Source organism: Streptomyces sp. NPDC025784 (assembly GCF_055558435.1).
Genome location: NZ_JBVHMN010000003.1, coordinates 174,379 through 197,521, shown reverse-complemented (window position 1 = coordinate 197,521; position 23,143 = coordinate 174,379). Strand labels below are relative to the sequence as shown.

Annotated in this window: 16 protein-coding genes; 8 read left to right on the top strand and 8 right to left on the bottom strand. The window is 70.6% G+C overall.

All coding sequences use genetic code 11. From position 1 onward, the window contains the following. Window positions 1-28: 28 nt before the first annotated feature. A complete protein-coding gene (locus tag ACZ4IF_RS10415; RefSeq protein ID WP_467561387.1) occupies window positions 29-1,567 on the bottom strand; it encodes a YibE/F family protein in 1,539 nt (512 codons plus the stop codon). 220 nt (window positions 1,568-1,787) lie between these two features. On the opposite strand from ACZ4IF_RS10415, the gene thiC reads away from it, so the two are divergent. Both thiC and ACZ4IF_RS10405 read left to right on the top strand, forming a co-directional pair. Then, window positions 1,788-3,608: a phosphomethylpyrimidine synthase ThiC gene (gene thiC, locus ACZ4IF_RS10410; RefSeq protein ID WP_467561385.1), complete on the top strand. Its 1,821-nt coding sequence runs from the start codon at window positions 1,788-1,790 to the stop codon at window positions 3,606-3,608. A 166-nt stretch (window positions 3,609-3,774) separates the two neighbouring features. Beyond that, complete coding sequence (locus tag ACZ4IF_RS10405; RefSeq protein WP_467561383.1) at window positions 3,775-5,298, top strand: VWA domain-containing protein; 1,524 nt, start codon at window positions 3,775-3,777, stop codon at window positions 5,296-5,298. Between the two features lie 128 nt (window positions 5,299-5,426). Here ACZ4IF_RS10405 and ACZ4IF_RS10400 read toward each other — a convergent pair whose 3' ends face one another. From ACZ4IF_RS10400 to ACZ4IF_RS10390, 3 genes are all read right to left on the bottom strand, one after another. Continuing rightward, window positions 5,427-6,290, bottom strand: coding sequence for a hypothetical protein (locus tag ACZ4IF_RS10400; RefSeq protein WP_467561381.1), 864 nt, complete (start codon window positions 6,288-6,290; stop codon window positions 5,427-5,429). 180 nt (window positions 6,291-6,470) lie between these two features. Beyond that, a complete protein-coding gene (locus ACZ4IF_RS10395; RefSeq protein ID WP_467561379.1) occupies window positions 6,471-7,676 on the bottom strand; it encodes a metallophosphoesterase in 1,206 nt (401 codons plus the stop codon). Between the two features lie 216 nt (window positions 7,677-7,892). Next, window positions 7,893-9,005: a LacI family DNA-binding transcriptional regulator gene (locus ACZ4IF_RS10390; RefSeq protein WP_467561377.1), complete on the bottom strand. Its 1,113-nt coding sequence runs from the start codon at window positions 9,003-9,005 to the stop codon at window positions 7,893-7,895. 443 nt (window positions 9,006-9,448) lie between these two features. Here ACZ4IF_RS10390 and hisC point away from each other — a divergent pair, with 443 nt between their 5' ends. After that, a complete protein-coding gene (hisC, locus tag ACZ4IF_RS10385; RefSeq protein ID WP_467561375.1) occupies window positions 9,449-10,528 on the top strand; it encodes a histidinol-phosphate transaminase in 1,080 nt (359 codons plus the stop codon). A gap of 192 nt (window positions 10,529-10,720) precedes the next feature. On the opposite strand, the gene ACZ4IF_RS10380 is transcribed toward hisC, so the two are convergent. After that, window positions 10,721-11,113 (bottom strand): cyclophilin-like fold protein, encoded by a 393-nt coding sequence (locus tag ACZ4IF_RS10380; RefSeq protein ID WP_467561373.1) that lies wholly within the window; start codon window positions 11,111-11,113, stop codon window positions 10,721-10,723. A gap of 223 nt (window positions 11,114-11,336) precedes the next feature. Between ACZ4IF_RS10380 and ACZ4IF_RS10375 the strand changes: the two genes are divergently transcribed. From ACZ4IF_RS10375 to ACZ4IF_RS10355, 5 genes are all read left to right on the top strand, one after another. Next, on the top strand, window positions 11,337-12,845 hold the full coding sequence (locus tag ACZ4IF_RS10375; RefSeq protein WP_467561371.1) for a cytochrome ubiquinol oxidase subunit I: 1,509 nt from the start codon (window positions 11,337-11,339) through the stop codon (window positions 12,843-12,845). Between the two features lie 20 nt (window positions 12,846-12,865). Beyond that, window positions 12,866-13,873 carry a cytochrome d ubiquinol oxidase subunit II gene (gene cydB / locus ACZ4IF_RS10370; RefSeq protein WP_467561369.1) on the top strand — a complete coding sequence of 336 codons (1,008 nt, stop codon included), beginning with the start codon at window positions 12,866-12,868 and terminating at the stop codon, window positions 13,871-13,873. A 61-nt stretch (window positions 13,874-13,934) separates the two neighbouring features. After that, a complete protein-coding gene (cydD, locus tag ACZ4IF_RS10365) occupies window positions 13,935-17,504 on the top strand; it encodes a thiol reductant ABC exporter subunit CydD (RefSeq protein ID WP_467561367.1) in 3,570 nt (1,189 codons plus the stop codon). 42 nt (window positions 17,505-17,546) lie between these two features. Beyond that, complete coding sequence (locus ACZ4IF_RS10360) at window positions 17,547-19,265, top strand: sensor histidine kinase (protein ID WP_467561365.1); 1,719 nt, start codon at window positions 17,547-17,549, stop codon at window positions 19,263-19,265. A 118-nt stretch (window positions 19,266-19,383) separates the two neighbouring features. Beyond that, window positions 19,384-20,427 (top strand): M23 family metallopeptidase, encoded by a 1,044-nt coding sequence (locus tag ACZ4IF_RS10355; protein ID WP_467561363.1) that lies wholly within the window; start codon window positions 19,384-19,386, stop codon window positions 20,425-20,427. Here the strand turns inward: ACZ4IF_RS10355 and ACZ4IF_RS10350 are convergent. The 3 genes from ACZ4IF_RS10350 to ACZ4IF_RS10340 form a co-directional block, all read right to left on the bottom strand. Next, entirely contained in the window at window positions 20,424-21,320 is an 897-nt protein-coding gene (locus ACZ4IF_RS10350; protein ID WP_467561361.1) for a Cof-type HAD-IIB family hydrolase, read from the bottom strand. The genes ACZ4IF_RS10355 and ACZ4IF_RS10350 overlap by 4 nt on opposite strands. Before the next feature lie 78 nt (window positions 21,321-21,398). Next, window positions 21,399-22,301, bottom strand: coding sequence for an LLM class flavin-dependent oxidoreductase (locus ACZ4IF_RS10345; protein WP_359494978.1), 903 nt, complete (start codon window positions 22,299-22,301; stop codon window positions 21,399-21,401). 182 nt (window positions 22,302-22,483) lie between these two features. After that, window positions 22,484-23,032, bottom strand: a complete 549-nt coding sequence (locus ACZ4IF_RS10340) for an RNA 2'-phosphotransferase (protein ID WP_467561359.1) — start codon at window positions 23,030-23,032, stop codon at window positions 22,484-22,486. Between the last annotated feature and the right edge of the window lie 111 nt (window positions 23,033-23,143).

Genomic DNA, 23,143 nt, shown 5'->3' with positions numbered 1-23,143 from the left:
CTTCCTCACACTCGGCGCGAGGGAGGTTTCAGCGCTTACGGCGGCGACCGCCACCGCCGCCCACCGGCGTCCGGGCCCTCGCGGGCTCAGGCACGCTCTGCACGGCCTCGGGGCGGTCGGCGGCGACCACCAGGGCGGCGAGCGCCGTGGTCACCGGCACGGAGGCGACCAGCCCGATCGAGCCGATCAGGGTGCGCACGATCTCCTCGGCCACGAGTTCGCTGTTGGCCACCGTGGCCACGCTGCTCTGTGCGATCGAGAAGAGCAGCAACAACGGCAGTGCGGCGCCCGCGTAGGCGAGGACGAGGGTGTTCACGACCGACGCGATGTGGTCACGGCCGATGCGGATGCCCGCGCGGTACAGGCCGCGCCAGCCCATCGTCGGATTCGCCTCGTGCAGTTCCCAGACCGCGGACGTCTGTGTGACGGTCACGTCGTCGAGGACACCGAGCGAACCGATGATGACACCCGCGAGCAGCAGACCGCTCATGTCGATGGACGGATACAGGCCATGGATCAGGCCGGTGTTGTCGTCGGTGTTGCCGGTCAGCGCCGCCCATCCGATGAAGGCGGAGCCGAGCACACCGATCAGCACCAGCGAGAGCAGCGTGCCGACGACAGCCACGGATGTGCGGGCCGAGAGGCCATGACACATGTAGAGGGCGATCAGCATGATGGCGCTGGAGCCGACGACCGCCACGATCAGCGGGTTCGAGCCCTCCAGGATCGCCGGCAGGATGAAGAACGTCAGGATCAGGAAGCTGATGGCCAGCGCGACCAGCGCCATGACGCCGCGCATCCGGCCCACGACCACGACGACGATCGCGAAGATCCCGGCGAGCAGGGTCAGGGGGAACTTCCGGTTGACGTCGGTGACCGAGTACTGGAGGTCCTTCGGCGCGGACGGTTCGTACGCGACGACGACCTTCTGTCCCTCGTGCAACTGCCGTGTCTGGTCGGGCTGAACGATCTCCGTGAACGTGCGGCCCTTGTCCTTGCCGGTGTCGATCCGGACCGTGGCCTTCTTGCACTCTCCCTTCGCCCGCTGCTGCGTGGACGAACCCTCGGCGGTGGAGTTGTCGCCGGTCGGCGCCTGCCCCGCGGCGTTCACCGACTTGCAGTCCACCTCGTCGACCTGGGTGACCGTCGCCTGCTGTGTCTGCCGGTCGAAGCCGACGCCGGTCCGCTCGTGGGACGGAGCGCCACCGGGCCAGAGCACCAGGAGACCCACAACGACCGCTGCAGCGAAGGGGATCAGCACCGCGGCGATGACCTTGCGCAGGTGGCGGGAGACGGGTGCGGCCGGGCCGTGGCTGTGCGAGTGGCCGTGGCCGTGGCCTCCGCCGGAGCCGTGTCCGTGCCCTCCACCGGGACCGTGGTCGTGGCCGTCGCCCGGACCGCCGCCGTGCCCATTGCCGGGACCGTGGCCATGGCCGCCGCCTGGTCCACGGCCACCGCCGGATCCGCGTCCGGAATCGCCGCCGGGGCCATGCCCGTGGCCGTCGCCGGAGCCTGCACCGCGGGGCGGCTCGGACGGTGGGAACGGGGACTGCTGTGTCGTGGTCACCGACCGATCATCGCAAGAACGGCAGGGGCCCTCTGTTCACCGCGCCAGATATGACGCTAGCGTGGAGGCACCTTTGCACACGCGGGAGCTCGGAGCACCGGGCTGAGAGGGCGCTGACCTCCGCCTCAGCGATGTTTCACATGAAACATCGACAGACGGAAGCCGCTGCGTCGACCGCCGAACCTGTTACCGGGTAATGCCGGCGTAGGGAGTAGGTCTCATGACCGACAAGGACGTACGCACGCCTGCCTCCAGCCAGACGGACGGGGCTTCTTCCCCGTCCTCGAACGGCGAGGCCGGGAAGTCCATCGGCTGGCACAAGGGGTATGTCGGGGGTCCGCGACCCGACGTACGGGTGCCGGTCCGTCAGGTGCACCTCACCAACGGGCAGTCCGTCACGCTGTACGACACCTCCGGCCCGTACACCGATCCATCCGTCGACACCGATGTGCGCAGGGGCCTGGCGCCCCTGCGGGAGAACTGGATCATCGCCCGCGGCGACACCGAGGAATACGCGGGCCGCCCCGTCCGTCCCGAGGACGACGGGATCAAGCACACCTCACCGCGCGGGGGACTGCGCAACCTCGACGCCGTCTTCCCCGGCAGGCCGCGACAGCCGCGCCGGGGCCGGGACGGGCAGGCGGTCACGCAGCTCGCGTACGCCCGCCGGGGCGAGATCACGCCCGAGATGGAATTCGTGGCGGTCCGTGAGAACGTCGAGCCCGAGGCCGTACGCGAGGAGATCGCCGCGGGGCGCGCGGTGCTTCCCGCGAACGTCAACCACCCGGAGATCGAGCCGATGATCATCGGCAAGCGGTTCCTGGTGAAGGTCAACGCCAACATCGGCAACTCGGCGGTCACTTCCTCCATCGAGGAGGAGGTCGAGAAGATGACCTGGGCGACCCGCTGGGGCGCGGACACGGTCATGGACCTGTCCACCGGCCGCAACATCCACACCACCCGCGAGTGGGTGCTGCGCAACTCCCCCGTGCCCATCGGCACCGTGCCGCTCTACCAGGCGCTGGAGAAGGTCGACGGCCGCGCCGAGGAACTGACCTGGGAGATCTACAAGGACACGGTCATCGAGCAGGCCGAGCAGGGCGTGGACTACATGACCGTCCACGCGGGTGTACGACTGCCGTACGTGCCGCTCACCGCGAACCGCAAGACCGGCATCGTCTCGCGCGGCGGCTCCATCATGGCCGCCTGGTGCCTCGCGCACCACAAGGAGTCGTTCCTCTACGAGAACTTCGAGGAGCTCTGCGAGATCCTCGCCGCGTACGACGTCACGTACTCGCTCGGCGACGGCCTTCGTCCGGGCTCGATCGCGGACGCCAACGACGAGGCGCAGTTCGCGGAGTTGCGCACGCTCGGAGAACTCAACACGGTCGCCAAGCGTTTCGATGTTCAGACCATGATCGAAGGCCCGGGACATGTCCCGATGCACAAGATCAAGGAGAACATCGATCTTCAGCAGGAGATCTGCGACGAGGCTCCGTTCTACACGCTCGGCCCGCTGACCACGGACGTCGCGCCGGCGTACGACCACATCACCTCCGGTATCGGCGCCGCGATGATCGCCTGGTGGGGCACGGCCATGCTCTGCTACGTCACACCCAAGGAACACCTGGGCCTGCCCAACCGTGACGACGTCAAGACCGGCGTCATCACCTACAAGATCGCCGCTCACGCCGCCGACCTCGCCAAGGGACACCCGGGTGCGCAGGAGTGGGACGACGCGCTGTCCGACGCCCGATTCGAGTTCCGGTGGGAGGACCAGTTCAACCTGGCGCTCGACCCGGACACGGCACGCGAGTTCCACGACGAGACCCTGCCGGCCGAGCCCGCCAAGACGGCCCACTTCTGCTCCATGTGCGGGCCGAAGTTCTGCTCGATGAAGATCAGCCAGAGCATCACCGAGCGATTCGGTGGCGCGGCGACCGAGGGGGCTTCTCCGGAGGAGATCGCCGAGGGAATGCTCCAGAAGTCGAAGGAGTTCGCGTCCAGCGGCAACCGGGTCTACCTGCCGATCGCGGACTGATCCGACACGGTTCCCGCCGAGTGGCCCTTCCCTCCCGAGGAGGGAAGGGCCGTCTCCCGCGTAGGCTGACGCGTCCTCAGCCGGCCGAAGGCCCCGGGCTGTCCGCTGGGCACGGGTGTGCGTCCGGGGTCGTCCCGGGGACGGGTTCGGTTGGCAGACTGGGCCCATGACAGCCACATCCATGAGCAAGGGCGCCAATCTTCCCGTGGCCGCCGAGGCCGTGCAGGTCGTGCTCGGCTGGTCCGCCGGGGCCGGTGCGCCGGACGCCGATGCCTCGGCGCTCCTGCTCGGGGCGGACGGACGGGTGAGGGACGACGGGGACTTCGTCTTCTACAACCAGCCGCAGCACGCCTCCGGCGCCGTGCGCCACCTCGGGAAGCGGCAGGACGCCGGCGGCACGACGGACACCGTCGGGGTGGACCTGCGTGCCCTGGAGCCCGCCGTCGAGCGTGTCGTGCTGGGCGCCTCGGCCGACGGCGGCACCTTCGGTCAGCTGTCGGGGCTGATGCTCAGGCTGCTGGACGCCGGGACGGGCCAGGAGCTCGCGTGTTTCGAGATGGAGGCCACGACGGAGACGGCGTTCATCGGCGGCGAGCTCTATCTGAGGGGCGGCCAGTGGAAGTTCCGCGCGGTCGGACAGGGCTACGACTCCGGGCTGGCGGGCCTCGCCACCGACTTCGGGATCAGTGTGGACGAGGAGCCCGCCGCTCCGGAGCCGGCCGTCCCCGGTGCCGCGGCGATGGCCCACCAGGCGCCGATGCCCGCCGCTCCGCCGACGCCGACGGCACCCCCGGCTCCGGTGCCCACCGCGCCGCCCGCACCCCCGGCACCTCGTCCGCCCCTCCCCGCCACGGCGCCCGCGCCCGCTCCGCCAGTCGCGGGACCGCCGGTTCCCACGGCGCCGCCGGCCGGCCCTCCTCGCCTGGTCAAGGGTGAGGAGCACCTGCCCGTGGACATGCGCAAGCGGCTGTCCCTGCGCAAGGAGCAGGTGGCGGTCAGCCTGCGCAAGCACGGCGCGGAGGGTGTCAGGGCCCGTGTCGTCCTGGTCCTCGACGCCTCGGGCTCGATGTCCTTCCTCTATTCGCGTGGCGCCGTGGCGGATGTGGTGGAGCGGATGGCCGCGGTGGCCGCGCAGCTGGACGACGACGGGGAGATGCAGGCGTGGACCTTCGCCTCCAACCCGGCCCGGCTGCCGGACCTGGTGCTGGGGGAACTGCCCGAATGGCTGGAGCTTCACGTCCGGGTCGGTGAGCTGACCCTGTTCCGGCGCAAGAAGCCGCGCAAGGATCTGCGGCCGGGGCAGGTGGACATGCGCGCGGTCGGCATCCAGAACGAGGAGCAGAAGGTCATCGCCGAGGTGCGGTCGTTCGTCCGTGAGAACCCCGCCGCCGATCCCACGCTGGTGCTGTTCTTCTCCGACGGCGGCATCTACCGCAACAAGGAGATCGAGAACGAGCTGCGTGCGGCGGTGGAGGAGCCGATCTTCTGGCAGTTCGTGGGCCTGGGCCGGTCGAACTACGGCGTGCTGGAACGGTTCGACGCGCTCCCCGACCGACGCGTCGACAATGTCGGCTTCTTCGCCGTCGACGACATCAGCATCGTGCCGGACCCGGAGCTGTACGACCGCTTGCTGTCCCAGTTCCCGGCCTGGATGAGCGCGGCACGGCGTCTGGGCATCGTCCGCGGCTGAGGCGATGAGGCGAGGCCATGGGGCCGAGGCCGTCGCACGGGGGCAGGAGGGCGCGGGACAGGCCCCGTGCGGGCCCGCGCCGCGGGAGCGCGGGCCCGGATTCCCCCGGCCGTCGGCCGACCGGGGTCCTACTCGGGCTGGTGCTCCGGTCCGCCGAAGTCCGGGCTGGTGAAGTCAGGACTGGAAAAGCTCGGGCGCGGTCCTGCCGACGGTCCGCCTTCGGGGCTGCTGAACCCCGGCCGGTTGTAGCCGAGTTGCGGGATGCGGCTCGGCGCCGAGGCCGGGCGGCCCAGCGCGGCGGAACCGGGATCGGCGAGGGCCTCCCGGAGGAACGGCAGCACGCCGCGCTCCAGCAGGGCCTCGCGCCACGCTTCCCTGGCCCGGACCATTTGTTCGCGCAGCTCGCCGCGGGCCTCGTCCGGAACGGAGGAGGAGCTGTTGCGCAGTGCCGTCAGCAGCAGTCCGACCGCGGCGACCAGGATCGCGGCCGCCGTGACCGCGCCGAAGACCCACCCCGTGGTCAGGAGGGTCTTGGCGAACGCCGGCTCGGGGTCGAGCATCTTGAGGATGTACCCGACGAGCAGGAAGATCGCCGCTGCCGTGCCCGCGAGCACGGGCGCGAGCACCGCGACGACGGCGATGGCGCCGGCTCCGGCGGTCTCGGTGACCTCCCCCACGGTGGCGGCGAGCCCCATCGCGGTCGCGCCCGGCTCCGGGGAGCCGACTTCCTCGCTCACGACCGGGTGGGGCGACGCCGGGTTGCGCAGTTCCTCACGGGCCTTCACATAGTTCTGGTACTCGGTCGCCGCGGCCGCCGTGATGAGCGCGGTGGCGTTGAGTGCCATGGTGCGCAGTTGTTCGGGGTTGAGCCGCTGGCCGACAGCGGCGAGTTCCGGGCGGTGTGGTGCGGAGCGCAGCGCCTCATCGAGGATCCGCTCGTATTCCTGGCGGTCCTCGCTCAGCAGGTGCTGCGGAACGCTGTTCATGTGCATCCCCCGATGCTCCGTAGGGCTGGTGGCTCGCACGCTGACGAGCCGTCGGGCAGAAACGGAGGGGAGCCTGCTACGGATAAGCCGATGGTAGAGCGGTGACGGCACGCCGTGACAGGGGGTTTCCAGAAATAGGCCCCTGGCTCGGCGCAGTCCTCTGGGGGACGCCTGCCCGTCGAACGCTCAGATATCCAGGGGAAGTTGCTGGACCAGCAGCTTTCCGGCCATGGTCACTCCGCCGTCCATCGCGATGGCCAGCCCGTCGGCGTACAGGTGGGGTCCTTCGACCACGGGGCCCGCGCCGTCCTCACCGTCCTCGGAGCCGACCTCGCCCAGGAGGTACGGGATGGGGCTGTGACCATGGACGATGCGCTTGCCACCGTAGGCGTTCAGCAGTTCGCGGACGGCCTCGGAACCGCCGTCGTCGCGGAAGGCGAAGCGCTTGGTGAACTTGCGGAACAGGTCCCAGCACTCGTCGGCGTCGTTGCGGGTGAGGGTTTCGCGGACGGTGTCGTTGACCGCTTCGATGGAGTCGCCGTAGTCGAGGTAGGCGGTCGTGTCCGAGTGGACCAGGAGGTGGCCGTCGACCAGTTCCATGGCGTCGAGGCGGGCCATCCACTGGAGGTGGTGGTCCTGGAGGCGGTCCATGTCGGTCTTCTGTCCGCCGTTGAGCAGCCAGGCGGCCTGGAAGGTGGCGGTGCCCGCGCCGGAGTTGACCGGGGTGTCGGCGAACCGCTTGGCGCCGAGGAGCAGCAGCTCGTGGTTGCCCATGAGGGCCTTGCAGTAGCCGCCGGCCGCGGCGGCCTCGGCGGACAGCCGCATCACGAGGTCGATCACGCCGATGCCGTCGGGTCCGCGGTCGGTGAAGTCGCCGAGGAACCACAGGCGGGCGTTGCCCGCGGACCAGTTGCCCGCGGCGTCGACGAGGCCCTGCTCCTGGAGCGCCGCGACCAGCTGGTCCAGGAAGCCGTGCACGTCGCCGACCACGTACAGCGGGCCGGGTCCGTCGGCGGGCGCGGGAGCGGGTACGGCGGCCGGGTCGACGGTGACCTGGACGGTGTCGCCCCGGTTGATGACGGGGAGGTCCCGCTGCGTGGGCGTGTACTCCTCCGTGTAGTCCGTCCGGTAGTCCGCGGACGGGTGCTCCGCCGGCTCCGGGGCCCGGTGCTCCGCCGTGTCCCGGGCCCGGCGCTCGGCCTGCTGCTGGTTCCGGTGCTCGGCCGGAGCCGGGTTCCGGTACTCGCCCCGCTCCGCGGCGGGGCCGGTGACCTCGCCGGGGGGAGTGCTGGGCGTGTACGGACCGGTCTCGTGGACGTACGCGGGTACCCGGAAGTCGCGCAACGTCGCCGTCCGCACCACCTCGGGTCCCTGACCGGCCCCCTGAGTCATCGACCCCTCCACCACCATCGCGCCGCATCTGCACCGGATCGGACTGCCTGGTCGCAGCGGCCCGCGGTGTCGTCCGCCCATCATAGGAATGCGGATCGCGCCATGTGATGACCCAGGGGTGGTGAATCGGAGCAGGAGCCCTGTTCACCGCGGTTTTCGCCCGAATTGGGCGGTGCTTTCCCGGCGCTTTCGGTGGCGTCCCTTGTTTACGGGACGTCAACCCTCCTCGGGTGATCGTGGCGGACTGACCGTCGTGCGCGGCGAGCGGCGCTCCGAGGACGTCCGGACGATCAGTTCCGTGGGTATCACCTGCTCGACCGGATGGTCCGACTCGATCCCTTCGATGGCGTCGATGAGGAGCTGGACCACGGCCGTGCCGATGCGGCGCGGCTTGAGCGAGAGCGTGGTGATGGGCGGCTCGGTGTTGGCGTAGACGGTGGACTCGCTGCAGCAGACGAGCAGCAGGTCGTCCGGGACGCGCAGGCCGTACCGGCGGGCCGCGGCCAGCAGGTCCGTGCCGTTCGGGTCGAAGAGCCCGTAGACGGCGTCGGGGCGGTCGGGCCGGGCGAGCAGCCGGTCGGCGGCGACGGCTCCGGCGCAGGGATCGTGCGCGGGGTAGGCCTCGTACACCGGATCCTGGCCCACCCGCTCGCACCAGTGCAGGTATGCGGTGGTGGAGAGATGGGTGTACGTGTCCGTGGTGGTGCCGGTGAGGAGGCCGATCCGGCGGGCGCCGGCGTCGGCCAGATGGTCGAGGATGCCCAGGACCGCGGCCTCGTGGTCGTTGTCCACCCAGGCGGTGACCGGGAGCGAGCCCGCCGGGCGGCCGTCGGAGACGACGGGTAAGCCCTGGCGGACCAGTTCGCTGACGACCGGGTCCTGGTCGGACGGGTCGATGACCACGGTCCCGTCCAGGGCGACGTTCGACCACACGTCGTGGCGCGAGGTCGCGGGGAGGATCACCAGGGCGTAGCCCCGGGCCAGCGCGGCCGACGTCGCGGCTCTGGCCATCTCCGCGAAGTACGCGAACTCGGTGAAGGTGAAAGGTTCATCCCCGTACGTCGTCACGGTCAGGCCGATCAGCCCCGACTTGCCGGTACGGAGGGTTCGGGCCGCGGCCGACGGGCGATAGCCCAGCCGGTCGGCGACCTCGCGGACATGGCGTCGGGTGGCGTCCGGGAGCCGGCCCTTGCCGTTGAGGGCGTCGGACACAGTCGTGATGGAGACCCCTGCGGCCGCAGCCACGTCTCTGATGCCCGCCCGGCCCGGTCGACCGCCTCGGCGGGAGGTCTCCGCCCGGCTCACCTGGTGCTTCCCTGCTGCTGTCATGGCGAGCCGATAGTAGGGCTCATGCGGTGGGGTAGTGCGGACGCATATGCACGCGTTGACAGGCACGTTTCTGCATGGTCGAAAAGGAGTAACAACCTTAGAAAAAAAGGTAGTTGAACGATCCAATGGCAGTACGTGACTTGTCGACACGCATGGGCCTGCCAAGTGGGCCATGTCTCGAAGAGGTCTCAACTCACCTTCACGAGGGATGCGCGCCACGGCGTGAGCCACCGGCGCGTGCGCGCCGGAGTGGCGCGCCCCCCTTTTCGTACACCTTCGTACAAGGATGACCGTCAGGTCGCCCGGAGACGGCGGGCGGTCCGGCGCGGGTTGCCGCCCGGTTGTCCACAGCCCATTCGCAGCGGCGCCGAATCCTCATAAGGTGAGAAGCATTGGTAGCCGGCGGTGGTCATGAGCCGCCGGTGGTCGCGAGGAGGACTGCGGTGAGCGAGACGAGCCCCAAGCTGCGTGCCGAGCTGGAGGGGATCCCCACCTACAAGCCCGGCAAGCCCGCCGCGGCCGACGGTCCGGTGGCATACAAGCTGTCCTCCAACGAGAACCCGTATCCGCCGCTGCCCGGGGTGATGGAGAGCCTCCTGACGGCCTCCGGGTCGTTCAACCGCTACCCGGACATGGCGTGCACCGGCCTGATGAACGAGCTGGCGGACCGCTTCGGGGTCCCCGTCTCGCACCTCGCGACCGGCACCGGATCGGTCGGGGTCGCGCAGCAGCTGCTCCAGGCCACCAGCGGCCCCGGCGACGAGGTCATCTACGCCTGGAGGTCCTTCGAGGCGTACCCGATCATCACGCAGATCAGCGGGGCGACCTCGGTGAAGGTGCCGCTCACGTCGGGCGAGGTGCACGACCTGGACGCGATGGCCGACGCGATCACCGACCGCACCCGGCTCATCTTCGTCTGCAACCCGAACAACCCCACCGGCACCTCGGTGCGCCGAGCCGAGCTGGAGCGCTTCCTCGACCGGGTGCCCGGCGACGTGCTGGTCGTCCTGGACGAGGCGTACCGCGAGTTCGTCCGCGACGTCGAGGTGCCGGACGGCGTGGCCGTCTACCGGGACCGGCCGAACGTCTGCGTGCTGCGCACCTTCTCCAAGGCGTACGGCCTGGCCGGGCTCCGCGTCGGCTTCGCGATCGCCCACGAGCCGGTGGCGGCGGCCCTGCGCAAGACCGCGGTGCCGTTCGGTGTGAGTCAGCTGGCCCAGGATGCCGCGGTGGCGAGTCTGCGCGCCGAGGACGAGCTGCTCGGCCGGGTCGGCTCCCTGGTCTGCGAGCGCAACCGGGTCGTCGAGACGCTGCGTGGCCAGGGCTGGACGGTTCCCGAGACCCAGGCCAACTTCGTGTGGCTGCGACTGGGGGAGCGCACGCTCGACTTCGCCGCGCACTGCGAGCGCGCCGGGGTCGTGGTGCGTCCCTTCGCCGGCGAGGGCGTGCGCGTCACCATCGGCGAGACCGAGGCGAACGACATCTTCCTGAAGGCGACGGAAGGCTTCCGCGCCTCGCTCTAGTCCGCAGGGAGCCGCCGGCCGGCAAAGCCGTCACGGGTCCGCCGGGGGCGCAGGTCGGCGGAGCCATCGCGCGGTCCGCCCGGGACGGCTGCCCGGTGCGGTCGCTGCCGGTCCGCCGCGGGTCGTCGGCCGGCGAGGGCACCGGTGGACGGCCGCGTTCCGGACCGTCGACATCCCCCTGGTCCGCCGGGGCTACCGGTTCGCGGAATCACCGGCGTCGACGGGTTCCACTCGGACGGGATCGCCGTCGCGCACCGTGGCCAGCGAGTGAGGGTCGCCGTCGACGCGGCCGAGGACATTGCACGGGCTCGCGAGGCGACACTCGTCGCCTCGCGAGATCGGCGTGGGGCCGTAGGGGAGGGCGAGAGCGTCGCCGTCGGTCCAGAAGGCCACCGTGCCCGGCGGGACCACCTGACGGGCGCCCGCCTCCCGGGTGACCGCGATTCCGGTGTCGAAGTAGACCTCCTCGCCCCAGGTGCGGGCGGTGGAGGAGAGCGGCAGCGCCTGGGCGAGCGCCCGGGCGGTCGGGGTGTCGTCGAGGGTCGCGGTGAGGTTTCCCGCGGGCCAGGAGATCCGTATCTGCATGCCGCGGATTCAACATTATGTTGAAGTTCAGGGGAAGCCCTCCGCTCCCTGAAAGTCCTCGAACCGACTAGGGACCCCCCACCCTCATCCTTCGAACGGTCATGCGTCATAATTGCTTGTGAATGTGAACGCGTTCACAAACGTGTCCCGGTTGCTCCCATGATGTACGTGACAAAGCGGGCAAACTGCCGCTGTATCACGGCGACGTAAGGAGACTGACGACGTGGAATTGGCTCTGGCGCCGGAGACTCTGGCGCGCTGGCAGTTCGGCATCACCACCGTCTACCACTTCCTGTTCGTCCCTCTGACCATCTCGCTCGCTGCCCTGACGGCCGGCCTGCAGACGGCTTGGGTACGCACGGAGAAGGAGAAGTACCTCAGGGCCACCAAGTTCTGGGGGAAGCTTTTCCTGATCAACATCGCGATGGGTGTCGTCACCGGCATCGTGCAGGAGTTCCAGTTCGGCATGAACTGGTCCGACTACTCGCGCTTCGTCGGTGACATCTTCGGTGCCCCGCTCGCTTTCGAGGCCCTGATCGCCTTCTTCTTCGAGTCCACGTTCATCGGGCTGTGGATCTTCGGCTGGGACAAGCTCCCGAAGAAGCTCCACCTGGCCTGCATCTGGATGGTCTCCATCGGCACGATCCTGTCCGCGTACTTCATCCTCGCGGCCAACTCGTGGATGCAGCACCCCGTCGGCTACAAGATCAACGGGGCGCGGGGTCGTGCCGAACTCACCGACTTCTGGCAGGTGCTGACCCAGAACACGGCGCTGACCCAGGCGTTCCACACGCTCACCGCGTCTTTCCTGACCGGTGGCGCCTTCATGGTCGGCATCGCCGCCTTCCATCTGCTCCGCAAGAAGCACATCCCCGTGATGAAGACCTCGTTGCGGCTGGGGCTGGTCACCGTCGTCATCGCCGGACTGCTCACCGCGATCAGCGGTGACACCCTCGGCAAGGTCATGTTCAAGCAGCAGCCGATGAAGATGGCCGCCGCGGAGGCGCTGTGGGACGGTCAGGACGCCGCGCCGTTCTCGATCTTCGCCTACGGCGATGTCAGCAAGGGCCACAACACCGTCGAGCTGTCCATCCCCGGGATACTGTCGTTCCTCGCCGACGACGACTTCACCTCGTACGTTCCCGGCATCAACGACACCAACAAGGCCGAGCAGGAGAAGTACGGTCCGGGCGACTACCGCCCCATCATCCCCGTCACCTTCTGGGCGTTCCGCTGGATGATCGGCTTCGGCATGACGTCCTTCGCGATCGGCCTGGTCGGACTCTGGCTCACGCGCAAGAAGTTCATGCTGCCTCAGCACCTGAGGGTGGGCGAGGACGAGGTGCCGCATCTGGTGCTGTTCAAGAACAAGGCCCTCGGCCCGAACCTCACCAAGTGGTACTGGCGCATCGCGATCCTGACGCTGGGCTTCCCGCTGATCGCCAACTCCTGGGGCTGGATCTTCACCGAGATGGGCCGCCAGCCGTGGGTCGTCTACGGCGTGCTGCAGACCCGGCACGCGGTCTCCCCCGGCGTCTCCCAGGGCGAGGTCCTCACCTCGATGATCGTCTTCACGGCGCTCTACGCGATCCTCGCCGTCGTCGAGGTCAAGCTGCTCCTGAAGTACGTCAAGGCCGGGCCGCCGGAACTCACCGAGGCCGACCTCAACCCGCCCACCAGGATCGGCGGCGACTCCCAGGACGCCGACAAGCCGATGGCCTTCTCCTACTAGGCCCAGGGAGCTGCTGAGTCATGGAACTTCACGACGTCTGGTTCGTACTCATCGCGGTCCTGTGGACCGGCTACTTCTTCCTGGAGGGCTTCGACTTCGGAGTCGGCATCCTGACCAAGTTGCTGGCCCGGGACCGCCCCGAGAAGCGGGTGCTGATCAATACGATCGGCCCCGTCTGGGACGGCAACGAGGTGTGGCTGCTCACGGCGGGCGGAGCGACCTTCGCCGCCTTCCCCGAGTGGTACGCCACGCTCTTCTCCGGCTTCTATCTGCCGTTGCTGATCATTCTTGTCTGCCTCATCGTGCGCGGTGTCGCCTTCGAATACCGGGCGAAGCGGCCCGAGGAGCAGTGGCAGCGCAACTGGGAGACGGCGATCTTCTGGACCTCGCTGATCCCGGCGTTCCTGTGGGGCGTGGCCTTCGGCAACATCGTGCGCGGAGTGAAGATCGACGAACACTTCGAGTATGTGGGCAACTTCGGGGATCTGCTGAACCCGTACGCGCTCCTCGGTGGTCTGGTCACCCTGACGCTGTTCACCTTCCACGGCACGGTGTTCGTGGGACTCAAGACCGTCGGAGACATCCGGGAGCGGGCGAGGAAGCTGGCACTGAAGCTGGGAGTGGTGACCGCTGTGGTGGCGCTGGGCTTCCTGCTCTGGACCCAGGCCGACAGCGGTGACACCGCGTCGCTGGTGGCGCTGATCGTGGCCGTGGCCGCGCTCCTCGTCGCGCTGGTGATGGTCAACTCGGGCCGTGAGGGCTGGGCGTTCATCCTGTCGGGCCTCACCATCGTGGCGGCCGTCGCGATGCTCTTCCTGGCGCTCTTCCCGGACGTCATGCCGTCCTCGCTCAATCCCGACTGGAGCTTGACGGTCACCAATGCCTCGTCGAGCCCCTACACCCTGAAGATCATGACGTGGTGCGCGGGAATCGCCACACCGATCGTCCTGCTGTACCAGTCGTGGACCTACTGGGTGTTCCGCAAGCGGATCGGTACGCATCACATCGCCCCTGATGCCGCGCACTGAATCCGACCCCAGGGCATGTTTCACGTGAAACGTGCCTGATGAGCTCAAGGGTGTGTTTCACGTGAAACCAATCGATCCGCGTCTGCTCCGGTACGCCCGGGTCACCCGCCTCTTCCTCATGGCGGTCGTGGGGCTGGGTGCCGTCGGAGCGGCGCTGGTCATCGCCCAAGCGATGCTCATCGCCGAGGTCGTGGTCGGAGCCTTCCAGCACGGCCTGTCGGTCGCCGAACTGCGCACGCCCCTGGTGCTGCTGGTGGCGGTCGCGGCCGGCCGTGCGGTGGTGGCCTGGCTGACCGAGCTCGCCGCCCACCGGGCGAGCGCGGCGGTCAAGTCGGAGCTGCGGGGCCGGCTGCTGGACCGGGCCGCGGAGCTCGGTCCGGGGTGGCTGAGCGGCCAACGAACGGGGTCGCTGATCGCCCTTGCCACCCGAGGGGTCGACGCACTCGACGACTACTTCTCCCGCTATCTGCCGCAGCTGGGACTCGCGGTGGTGGTTCCGGTGGCGGTGCTGGCGCGCATCGTCACGGAGGACTGGGTCTCGGCGGCGATCATCGTCGGCACGCTGCCACTGATCCCCCTCTTCATGGTGCTGATCGGCTGGGCCACGCGAACCCAGATGGACCGGCAGTGGACGATGCTGTCCCGCTTGTCCGGGCACTTCCTGGACGTCGTCGCGGGACTGCCCACACTCAAGGTGTTCGGCCGGGCCAAGGCGCAGGCCGAGTCGATCAGGAAGATCACCGGCGAGTACCGCCAGGCGACCATGCGGACGCTGCGGATCGCCTTCCTGTCGTCGTTCGCCCTGGAGCTGCTCGCCACCGTCTCGGTCGCTCTGGTCGCCGTGACCATCGGCATGCGGCTCGTCCACGGCGAGATGGACCTGTACGTGGGGCTGGTGATCCTGGTGCTGGCGCCCGAGGCGTATCTGCCGCTGCGGCAGGTGGGCGCGCAGTATCACGCCGCCGCCGAGGGGCTCGCGGCGGCGGAGGAGATCTTCTCCGTCCTGGAGACTCCGGCACCGGCCTCCGGGGCGCTGCGTGTTCCGATGGGGGAGATCAACTTTGAGGGCGTGACCGTGCGGTATCCCGGGCGCTCCGCGGACGCGGTCTCGGACGCCTCCTTCACGGTCGAACCCGGTGAGACGGTGGCTCTCGTCGGACCGAGCGGCGTGGGCAAGTCGACGCTGCTGAACGTCCTGCTCGGATTCGTGGAGCCCGACGAGGGGCGCGTGCGGATCGGGGGAACCGACCTCGTCGAGGCCGACCTGGCCGAGTGGCGCTCGCAGATCGCCTGGGTGCCGCAGCGCCCCCACCTGTACGCCGGTTCCATCGCCGAGAACGTACGGCTGGCCCGGCCCGACGCGGACGACGCGGCGCTGCGGCAGGCGCTCGCCGACGCGGGCGCGGCGGCCTTCGTCGACGCCTTGCCCGATGGCGCCGACACCCTCCTGGGCGAGGACGGTGCCGGGCTGTCGGCCGGTCAGCGCCAACGACTGGCCCTTGCGCGCGCGTTCCTCGCCGACCGGCCCGTGCTGCTCCTCGACGAGCCGACGGCCGCGCTCGACGGGGCGACGGAGGCGGAGGTCGTGGAGGCCGTGCGGCGGCTCGCCGTGGGGCGCACGGTTCTGCTCGTGGTGCACCGGCCGGCGCTGCTCGGGGTGGCCGACCGGGTGGTGCGTCTGGAGCCCGGGACGGCCGGCTCCGCGCACGGCGGACCGCGCGTGCCGGCGTCCCGCTCGACGGAGGCCGGCGCGCTCGTCGAGGTGCCCGGCTCCGAGGAGCCGGGCCGTGTGGGTCCGCTTCACGAGGTGGAACCGGTGGCCGAGGGGGCCGCCTCCGGAACGGTCCCGTCGAAGCGGGGCGGTGTGCTCGCGCGGGTGCGCGCGATGGCCGCTCCCCGGCGCGGGCCGCTCGCGCTGGCCCTGCTTCTCGGCAGCCTCGCGCTCGGAAGCGCCGTCGGCCTGATGGCGACGTCCGGCTGGCTCATCTCGCGGGCGTCCCAGCAGCCGCCCGTGCTGTATCTGATGGTGGCCGTGACGGCGACGCGGGCGTTCGGCATCGGACGGGCCGTCTTCCGTTACGCGGAGCGGCTCGTGTCCCATGACGCGGTGCTGCGGATGCTGGCCGACACACGGGTCGCCGTCTACCGGCGCCTCGAGCGGCTGGCGCCCGCCGGGCTGCGGACGACCCGGCGCGGCGATCTGCTGTCGCGGCTCGTCGCCGATGTGGACGCGTTGCAGGACTACTGGCTGCGCTGGCTGCTGCCCGCCGGAGCCGCGCTCGTCGTCTCCGCCGCCTCCATCGGCTTCACGGCATGGCTGCTGCCGGAGGCCGGTGCCGCCCTCGCTCTCGGGCTGCTCGCGGCCGGGGTCGGTGTCCCCCTGGTGACCGGAGCCGTCGCCCGCAGGGCCGAGCTGCGGCTCGCGCCCGCACGGGGCGTCCTGGCGACGAGGGTGGCCGATCTGCTCACGGGAACGGCGGAGTTGACCGTCGCGGGCGCGCTTCCGGCCCGTACCGCCGAGGCGCGCAGGGCCGACGCCGTACTCACCCGCCTCGCCTCCCGGGGTGCCACCGCGACCGCGCTCGGCGACGGGCTCACGGCGCTCGCGTGCGGGCTGACCGTCGCGGCCACGGCCCTCGTGGGTGCGCAGGCGGTCGCTGCCGGGCGCCTGAGCGGTGTCGCGATGGCCGTCGTCGTCCTCACCCCGCTGGCCGCGTTCGAGGCCGTCCTCGGGCTGCCCCTCGCCGTCCAGTACCGGCAGCGGGTGCGCAAGAGCGCGGAGCGCGTGTACGAGGTGCTGGACGCCCCGGAGCCCGTACGCGAACCGGAGCGGCCGCAGCCCGCGCCCGCCTCGCCGTTCCCGCTGCGTGTGCGGGGGCTGCGAGCGCGCCACGAGGGACAGGACCGGGACGCGCTCGTCGACGTCGACCTGACTCTCGAACAGGGCCGTCGCATCGCCGTCGTGGGCCCCTCCGGGTCCGGCAAGACCACGCTCGCGCAGGTACTGCTGCGCTTCCTCGACGCGAACGCGGGGACCTGCACGCTGGGCGGCACGGACGCCGCCGCGATGGACGGGGACGCCGTACGCCGTCTGATCGGGCTCTGCGCCCAGGACGCCCACCTCTTCGACAGCACCGTGCGCGAGAACCTGCTGCTGGCCCGGAAGGACGCCGACGAGGCCGGACTGCGTGACGCGCTCGCCCGGGCCCGGCTCCTGGAGTGGGCGGACGGCCTGCCCGACGGCCTCGACACTTTGATCGGTGAGCACGGGGCCCGGCTGTCCGGAGGCCAGCGCCAGCGGCTCGCGCTGGCGAGGGCGCTCCTCGCCGACTTCCCCGTGCTCGTCCTCGACGAGCCGGCGGAGCATCTCGACCTGCCGACGGCCGACGCGCTCACCGCGGACCTGCTGGCCGCGACGGAAGGACGTACGACGCTGCTGATCACGCACCGGCTGGCCGGCCTCGACGCGGTGGACGAGGTGATCGTGCTCGTGGAGGGACGCGTGGTCCAGCGCGGTCCGTACGCTCGGCTGGCCGCCGCCGAAGGACCGCTGCGGGACATGGTGGAACGGGAGACGGCAGGAGATCTGCTGCTCGGAGCCGGGCCCCTGACCGCCGCCGCGTACCCGTGAAGCCGACTTTCCCTGGCAAAGAGGACTAATTAGGCTCAAGGCATGTCGGCAGCTCCCGCCCCGCGCTCATCCGACGGCAGCCCGGACGCGGCGGCCGGCACGACCCGCGGCCTGCGCGGGCTGTCCACGGAGCTGACCGCGCGGGTGCCGCAACTGCTGGAGGCCCTGCGATCGGTCGGCTCGGGCCTCGAGCTGCACGCCACCCTCAACCGGATCTGCGCGACGGCGGCCGAGCTGACGAACGCCCGCTACGCGGGTCTGGGAGTCGCGGCGGAGGACGAGGAGGGGCTCGCGGACTTCGTCTACCACGGCATGGACGAGGACACCGCCCAGCGGATCGGGCGCCTCCCCGACGGGCAGAGCGGTCTCCTCGGGGCGCTCATCCACGATCCGAACCCGGTACGGCTCACGAACCTGGCGGACGACGCGCGCGCCTGCGGCCTCCCCGAACACCACCCGCCGATGCGGAGCTTCCTGGGTGTTCCGATCAGGGTGCAGGGCGCGATCTTCGGCAATCTGTACCTGGCCGAGAAGTGGGACGGCCGTCCGTTCACCGACTACGACCTCGACCTGGTCCGCGTCCTGGCGGCGGAGGCGGGCATCGCCATCGGCAACGCCAGGCTGTACGAGGCCGCCCAGCAGCGCGAGCGGTGGATCGACGGCTCGGTCGCCGTCACCACGGCACTCCTGGCGGGCGACGACGCCGAGGACGCGCTCCAGGTGGTCGCCGAACAGGCCCGCCGGCTCGCCCGCTCGGCCGCGGGGATCGTGATGCTGCCCGCCGTCGAGGGCGGTCTGGAGATCGTCGCGGTCTCCTCGGCCCACCCGTCGAAGGCGCTCGGCGTGGTCGTACCGCCGGAGAGCCAGGTCGTCGCCGAACTCCTCGACGGAAAGCCGGTGTTCGTCGAGGACGCCGCCACCGAGCCGCGCCTGATCACGGACCTCGCCCGCGGCTACGGACCGATCATGATGCTGCCGTTGCAGAGCGACGGCCGGCTGCTCGGGGCCCTTGTCCTGCCCCGTGCCGAGGACGGCCGGCCCTTCACCGGGACCGAACGGGTCCTGGCGGCGCAGTTCGCCTCGCAGGCCGCGCTCGCGCTGATGGTGGCCGAGACCCAGCGCGACCGGGAGCGGCTCGCGGTGTTCGAGGACCGCGACCGGATCGCCCGGGATCTGCACGATCTCGTCATCCAGCGGCTGTTCAGCACCGGGATGATGCTGGAGAGCGCACAGCGGAGGTCGTCCCTGCCCGAGGTGCGGGAGGGCGTCGGACGGGTGGTCGACGAACTCGACGTCACCATCCAGGAGATCCGCACGGCCGTCTTCGCGCTTCAGCCGGGTTCCGAGGAGCCGCCGTCCGGACTGCGCACCCGGATCCTGCGCGAGATCAACATGGCTGCCGTGCCGCTGGGCTTCAAGCCCGGCCACCGCTTCGTCGGCCCTGTCGACACCGCGGTCGGCGAACTCACCTGCAAGAACCTGATCGCGGCGCTGCGCGAGGCCCTGTCCAACGCCTTCCGCCACTCCGGGGCTTCCCGGATCGACGTCACGGTCGACGCGACCGCGAGGCTGCCGGACGGGCGGCAGGGGGTCCGGCTCACCGTCGCCGACGACGGCGTCGGCATCCCCGAGGGCGGCCGGCGCAGCGGACTGCGGAACCTCGCGCGGCGGGCCGAGTCCCTGGGCGGCGACAGCTCGTACGGACCGGGTATCGGCGAGGGCGGTGCCGGTACGACGGTGACATGGCAGGCCCCCTACTGAAACGTCCCTCACGCGCACCCTGTTCGGCCCAGTCCTGTCGGCCATTCGTGCCGTACGGTCCCCCGGCTGTACGACGTGGACGAGACCGGGCCCACCTGGGCGGTCCACGATCGCTGTCATGCTCTTTCTCCGCCGCCGTCCCCTGCTCCTGCCGGTGCTGCTGTGCGCACTCGCGGTTCTCGCGTCCCGGCCCACGACCGCCGAGAGCGAGGACGACGGCTCCGCGGCCGGCGCCAGGGTGGCGCGACTGTACGAGGAGGCCGCGACGGCGTCGCGCGAGTACGCGGCGGGACGCAAGGCGGCCGACGCGCAGCGGGGCAGAGCGGAACGGGCCGAGCGGCTTCTCGCGCGCGAGCGGCAGGAGATCACGGTGCTGCGCGAGGACCTGGGGCGGATCGCACGCGCCCAGTACCGGGAGGGGGACGGGCTCCCGTACTCCGCGCAGATGCTGCTCGCGGCCGGCGACGACAAGCTGATGCATGGTCAGGGCGCCGCATGGCAAGCGGATCTGGCGTTGGGCAACGCGGTCGGCAAGAACCGTCGCGCTGAGGCCCGGCTCGCCGCCGACGAGGCGAAGGCACGGTCCGCCCGAAAGGCGCTGGATCAGAGGAACCGCGAACTGGCCGCGATGAAGCGGACCATCGAGGCGAAGCTCGACGAGGCGCGGTCGACGCTGCAGAGCCGGGCGGACGCCTCGGTGGCGGCGGGCTCCTGCCGCGGTGCCGTCCGCCTCGACGGGACGCGGACGCACAGCGAGCGCAAGTGGGTCGCGCCGGTGCCTTCGTACCGTCTCTCCGCGCGTTTCGGGAGCGGTGGAGAGCGCTGGGCGAACCGCCATACCGGGCAGGACTTCGCGGTGCCCATCGGCACGCCGGTGAGGTCGGTCGGGGCGGGCCGGGTGGTGAAGGTCTCCTGCGGGGGTTCCTTCGGCATCGAGATCGTGATCCGGCATTCCGGCGGTTACCGCACGCAGTACGCGCACCTGGCCGCCGTGGCCGTCGACCAGGGGGACCGGGTGTCGACCGGGCAGTTGATCGGGCAGTCCGGCACGAGCGGCAACTCGACGGGACCGCACCTGCACTTCGAGGTCCGGGTCAGCGATGAGCTGGGATCGGCGATCGACCCCGTGCCGTGGCTGGCCCGGCACGGGGTCCCGCTCTAGGGGGTGTCGAGCCGATCGGCGAGGATGCGCTCGATCACGACGGCCACTCCGTCGTCGTTGTTGGCGACGGTGCGGCCGGAGGCGGCCGCGAGGACGTCGGGGTGGGCGTTGCCCATCGCGTACGAACGGCCTGCCCAGCTGAGCATCTCGACGTCGTTCGGCATGTCACCGAAGGCGACGACCTCCTCGGGGGAGATGCCCCGCTCGGCGCAGCACAGCGCGAGGGTGCTGGCCTTGGAGACGCCGGGGCCGCTGATCTCGAGGAGGGCGCTGGGGCTCGACCGGGTCACGATGGCCCGCTCGCCGATGGCCGTGCGGGCGACCGCGAGGAAGGCGTCCGGGTCCATGTCGGGGTGGTAGGCGAGCACTTTGAGCACCGGCTGATCGGCGTCCAGGGCGTCCACGGCGAGGAGCTTCTCGGCGGGCGCGACGATCTCCGGGGGCTCCATGTGCAGCGAGGGGTAGGCCGGTTCGAGGTGCAGGCCGTACGTCCGCTCGACGGCGTACACGGTGCCGGGCGCCGCGGAACGCAGCAGGCGGACGACGTCGAGCGCGATGCCGGGCGTCAGTTCGCGGATCTTGACGAAGCGGTGGGCGCCGGGGCCGCCGTGCAGGTCGACCACGGCGGCGCCGTTTCCGCAGATCGCGAGGCCGTGCCCGTGGACATGGTCGCTGACGACGTCCATCCAGCGGGCTGGGCGGCCCGTGACGAAGAAGACCTCGATTCCGGCCTGTTCGGCGTCGGCGAGGGCGGCGATCGTACGCTCGGACACCGACTTGTCGTCGCGCAACAGGGTGCCGTCGAGATCCGTGGCGATCAGCCGGGGCGGAACGGTGGAGGCCGGGGTCTCGGGCCGTCGAGTCGCTGAGGTCACCCGCTCATTCTCCCGCATATGCCCGCACGGCCGTGCGGCGGTCCGCACAGTTGAGTGGTTACCGTCCTCACCAGCGCCGTTACACCCCGTCGCCCCTCACGGCAGCTGGGCGAGGGCCTCCATGGCGATCTGCTCGAAGACCTTCACGTCGGCGGCGAAGACCGAGTCGGGGATCGGCCAGTGGATCACGATCTCGGTGAAGCCCAGCTCTGCGTGCCGGCCGGCGAAGTCGACGAACGCGTCGAGGGACTCCAGGGGACGGCCCTTGTCCGGGGTGAACCCGGTGAGGAGGATCTTGTCGAGCTCGGACACGTCCCGGCCGATCTCGGCGCAGGCGTCGGCCAGCTTGTCGGTCTGCCGGCGAATGGCCTGAACCGACTGTTCGGGGGTGCCCGTCTCGTAGAGCTTCGGGTCGCCGGTCGTCACCCAGGCCTGCCCGTGCCGGGCGGCGAGCTTCAGTCCGCGTGGGCCCGTGGCGGCCACGGCGAAGGGCAGCCGGGGGCGCTGCACACAGCCCGGGATGTTGACCGCCTCGTGCGCGGAGTAGAAGTCACCGCCGTACGAGACGGACTCCTCGGTGAGCAGGCGGTCCAGCAGCGGCACGAACTCGCCGAAGCGGTCGGCGCGCTCACGCGGGGTCCAGGGGTCCTGGCCGAGCGCCGTCGCGTCGAAGCCGGTGCCGCCCGCGCCGATGCCCAGGGTGATCCGGCCGTTCGAGATGTCGTCGAGGGAGACGAGTTCCTTGGCGAGGGTCACCGGGTGCCGGAAGTTCGGAGAGGTCACGAGCGTGCCGAGGCGGATACGTTCGGTGACGGCGGCCGCGGCGGTGAGCGTCGGCACGGCGCCGAACCACGGGCCGTCGCGGAAGCTCCGCCACGACAGGTGGTCGTAGGTGAAAGCGGTGTGGAAGCCGAGCTGCTCCGCGCGCTGCCATGCGGAACGCCCGCCCTCGTGCCAGCGGACGTACGGGAGGATCACGGTGCTGAGGCGCAGACTCATGCTTCGAGCGTAAGCGGAACCGGAAGGTGGTCGTGCCCACCGCATGATCGTCCATGGGCGGCACGGACCGCGGGCACGGCTGCCCCGGGCGGTCGGCAGGTCACCGGGGCGCGGCTGCCCCGGGCGGTCGGCGGGGGCCGGCGGGTCACCGGGGCACTGCTGCCCCGCGGCGGCCGGCGACGTCAGTGCGGGGCCGGGAAACGCAGGTAGCGCGGGGGTACGGCCTGAGTCAGCCAGACGCCGTTCGCGCTGACGTGGAAGACGTGGCCGTCGCGGTGCATGGCGGCGGCGTCCACGGAGAGGACGACCGGCCTGCCGCGGCGGGCACCGACACGGGTCGCCGTCTCCCGGTCGGGCGAGAGGTGCACGTCGTGCCGGCTCATGGGCTTGAGGCCCTCGATGCGGATCGCGCCCAGGCTGGATGCCACGGTCCCGTGGTAGAGGTACGCCGGAGGGGTCGCCGGGGGCAGTCCGAGGTCGACCTCCACGGAGTGCCCCTGGCTGGCGCGGATCCGGGTGCCCTCGACGGCGAAGCGCCGCTTGTCGTTCGTGGCGACGACCTGGTCCAGTTCCTCGCGCGTGATGCGGAAGCCGTGGGCGGCCGCCGCGGCGATCAGCGTGTCGATCTCGACCCAGCCGCCCTCGCCGAGCGTCAGCCCGATCCGCTCGGGCTGGTGCCGCAGGTGCTTCGAGAGGTACTTCGACACCTTTACGGTGCGTCTTTCATCCATACGTACATCCATCTTGTCATTCGATCTCGTTGTTCTATGTTCCGTCCGGTCCTCGTTCGCGGGGGTGTGCGGCTCTCGTCGGTCCAGCAGTACGCCACCCGTTCTTCGTTC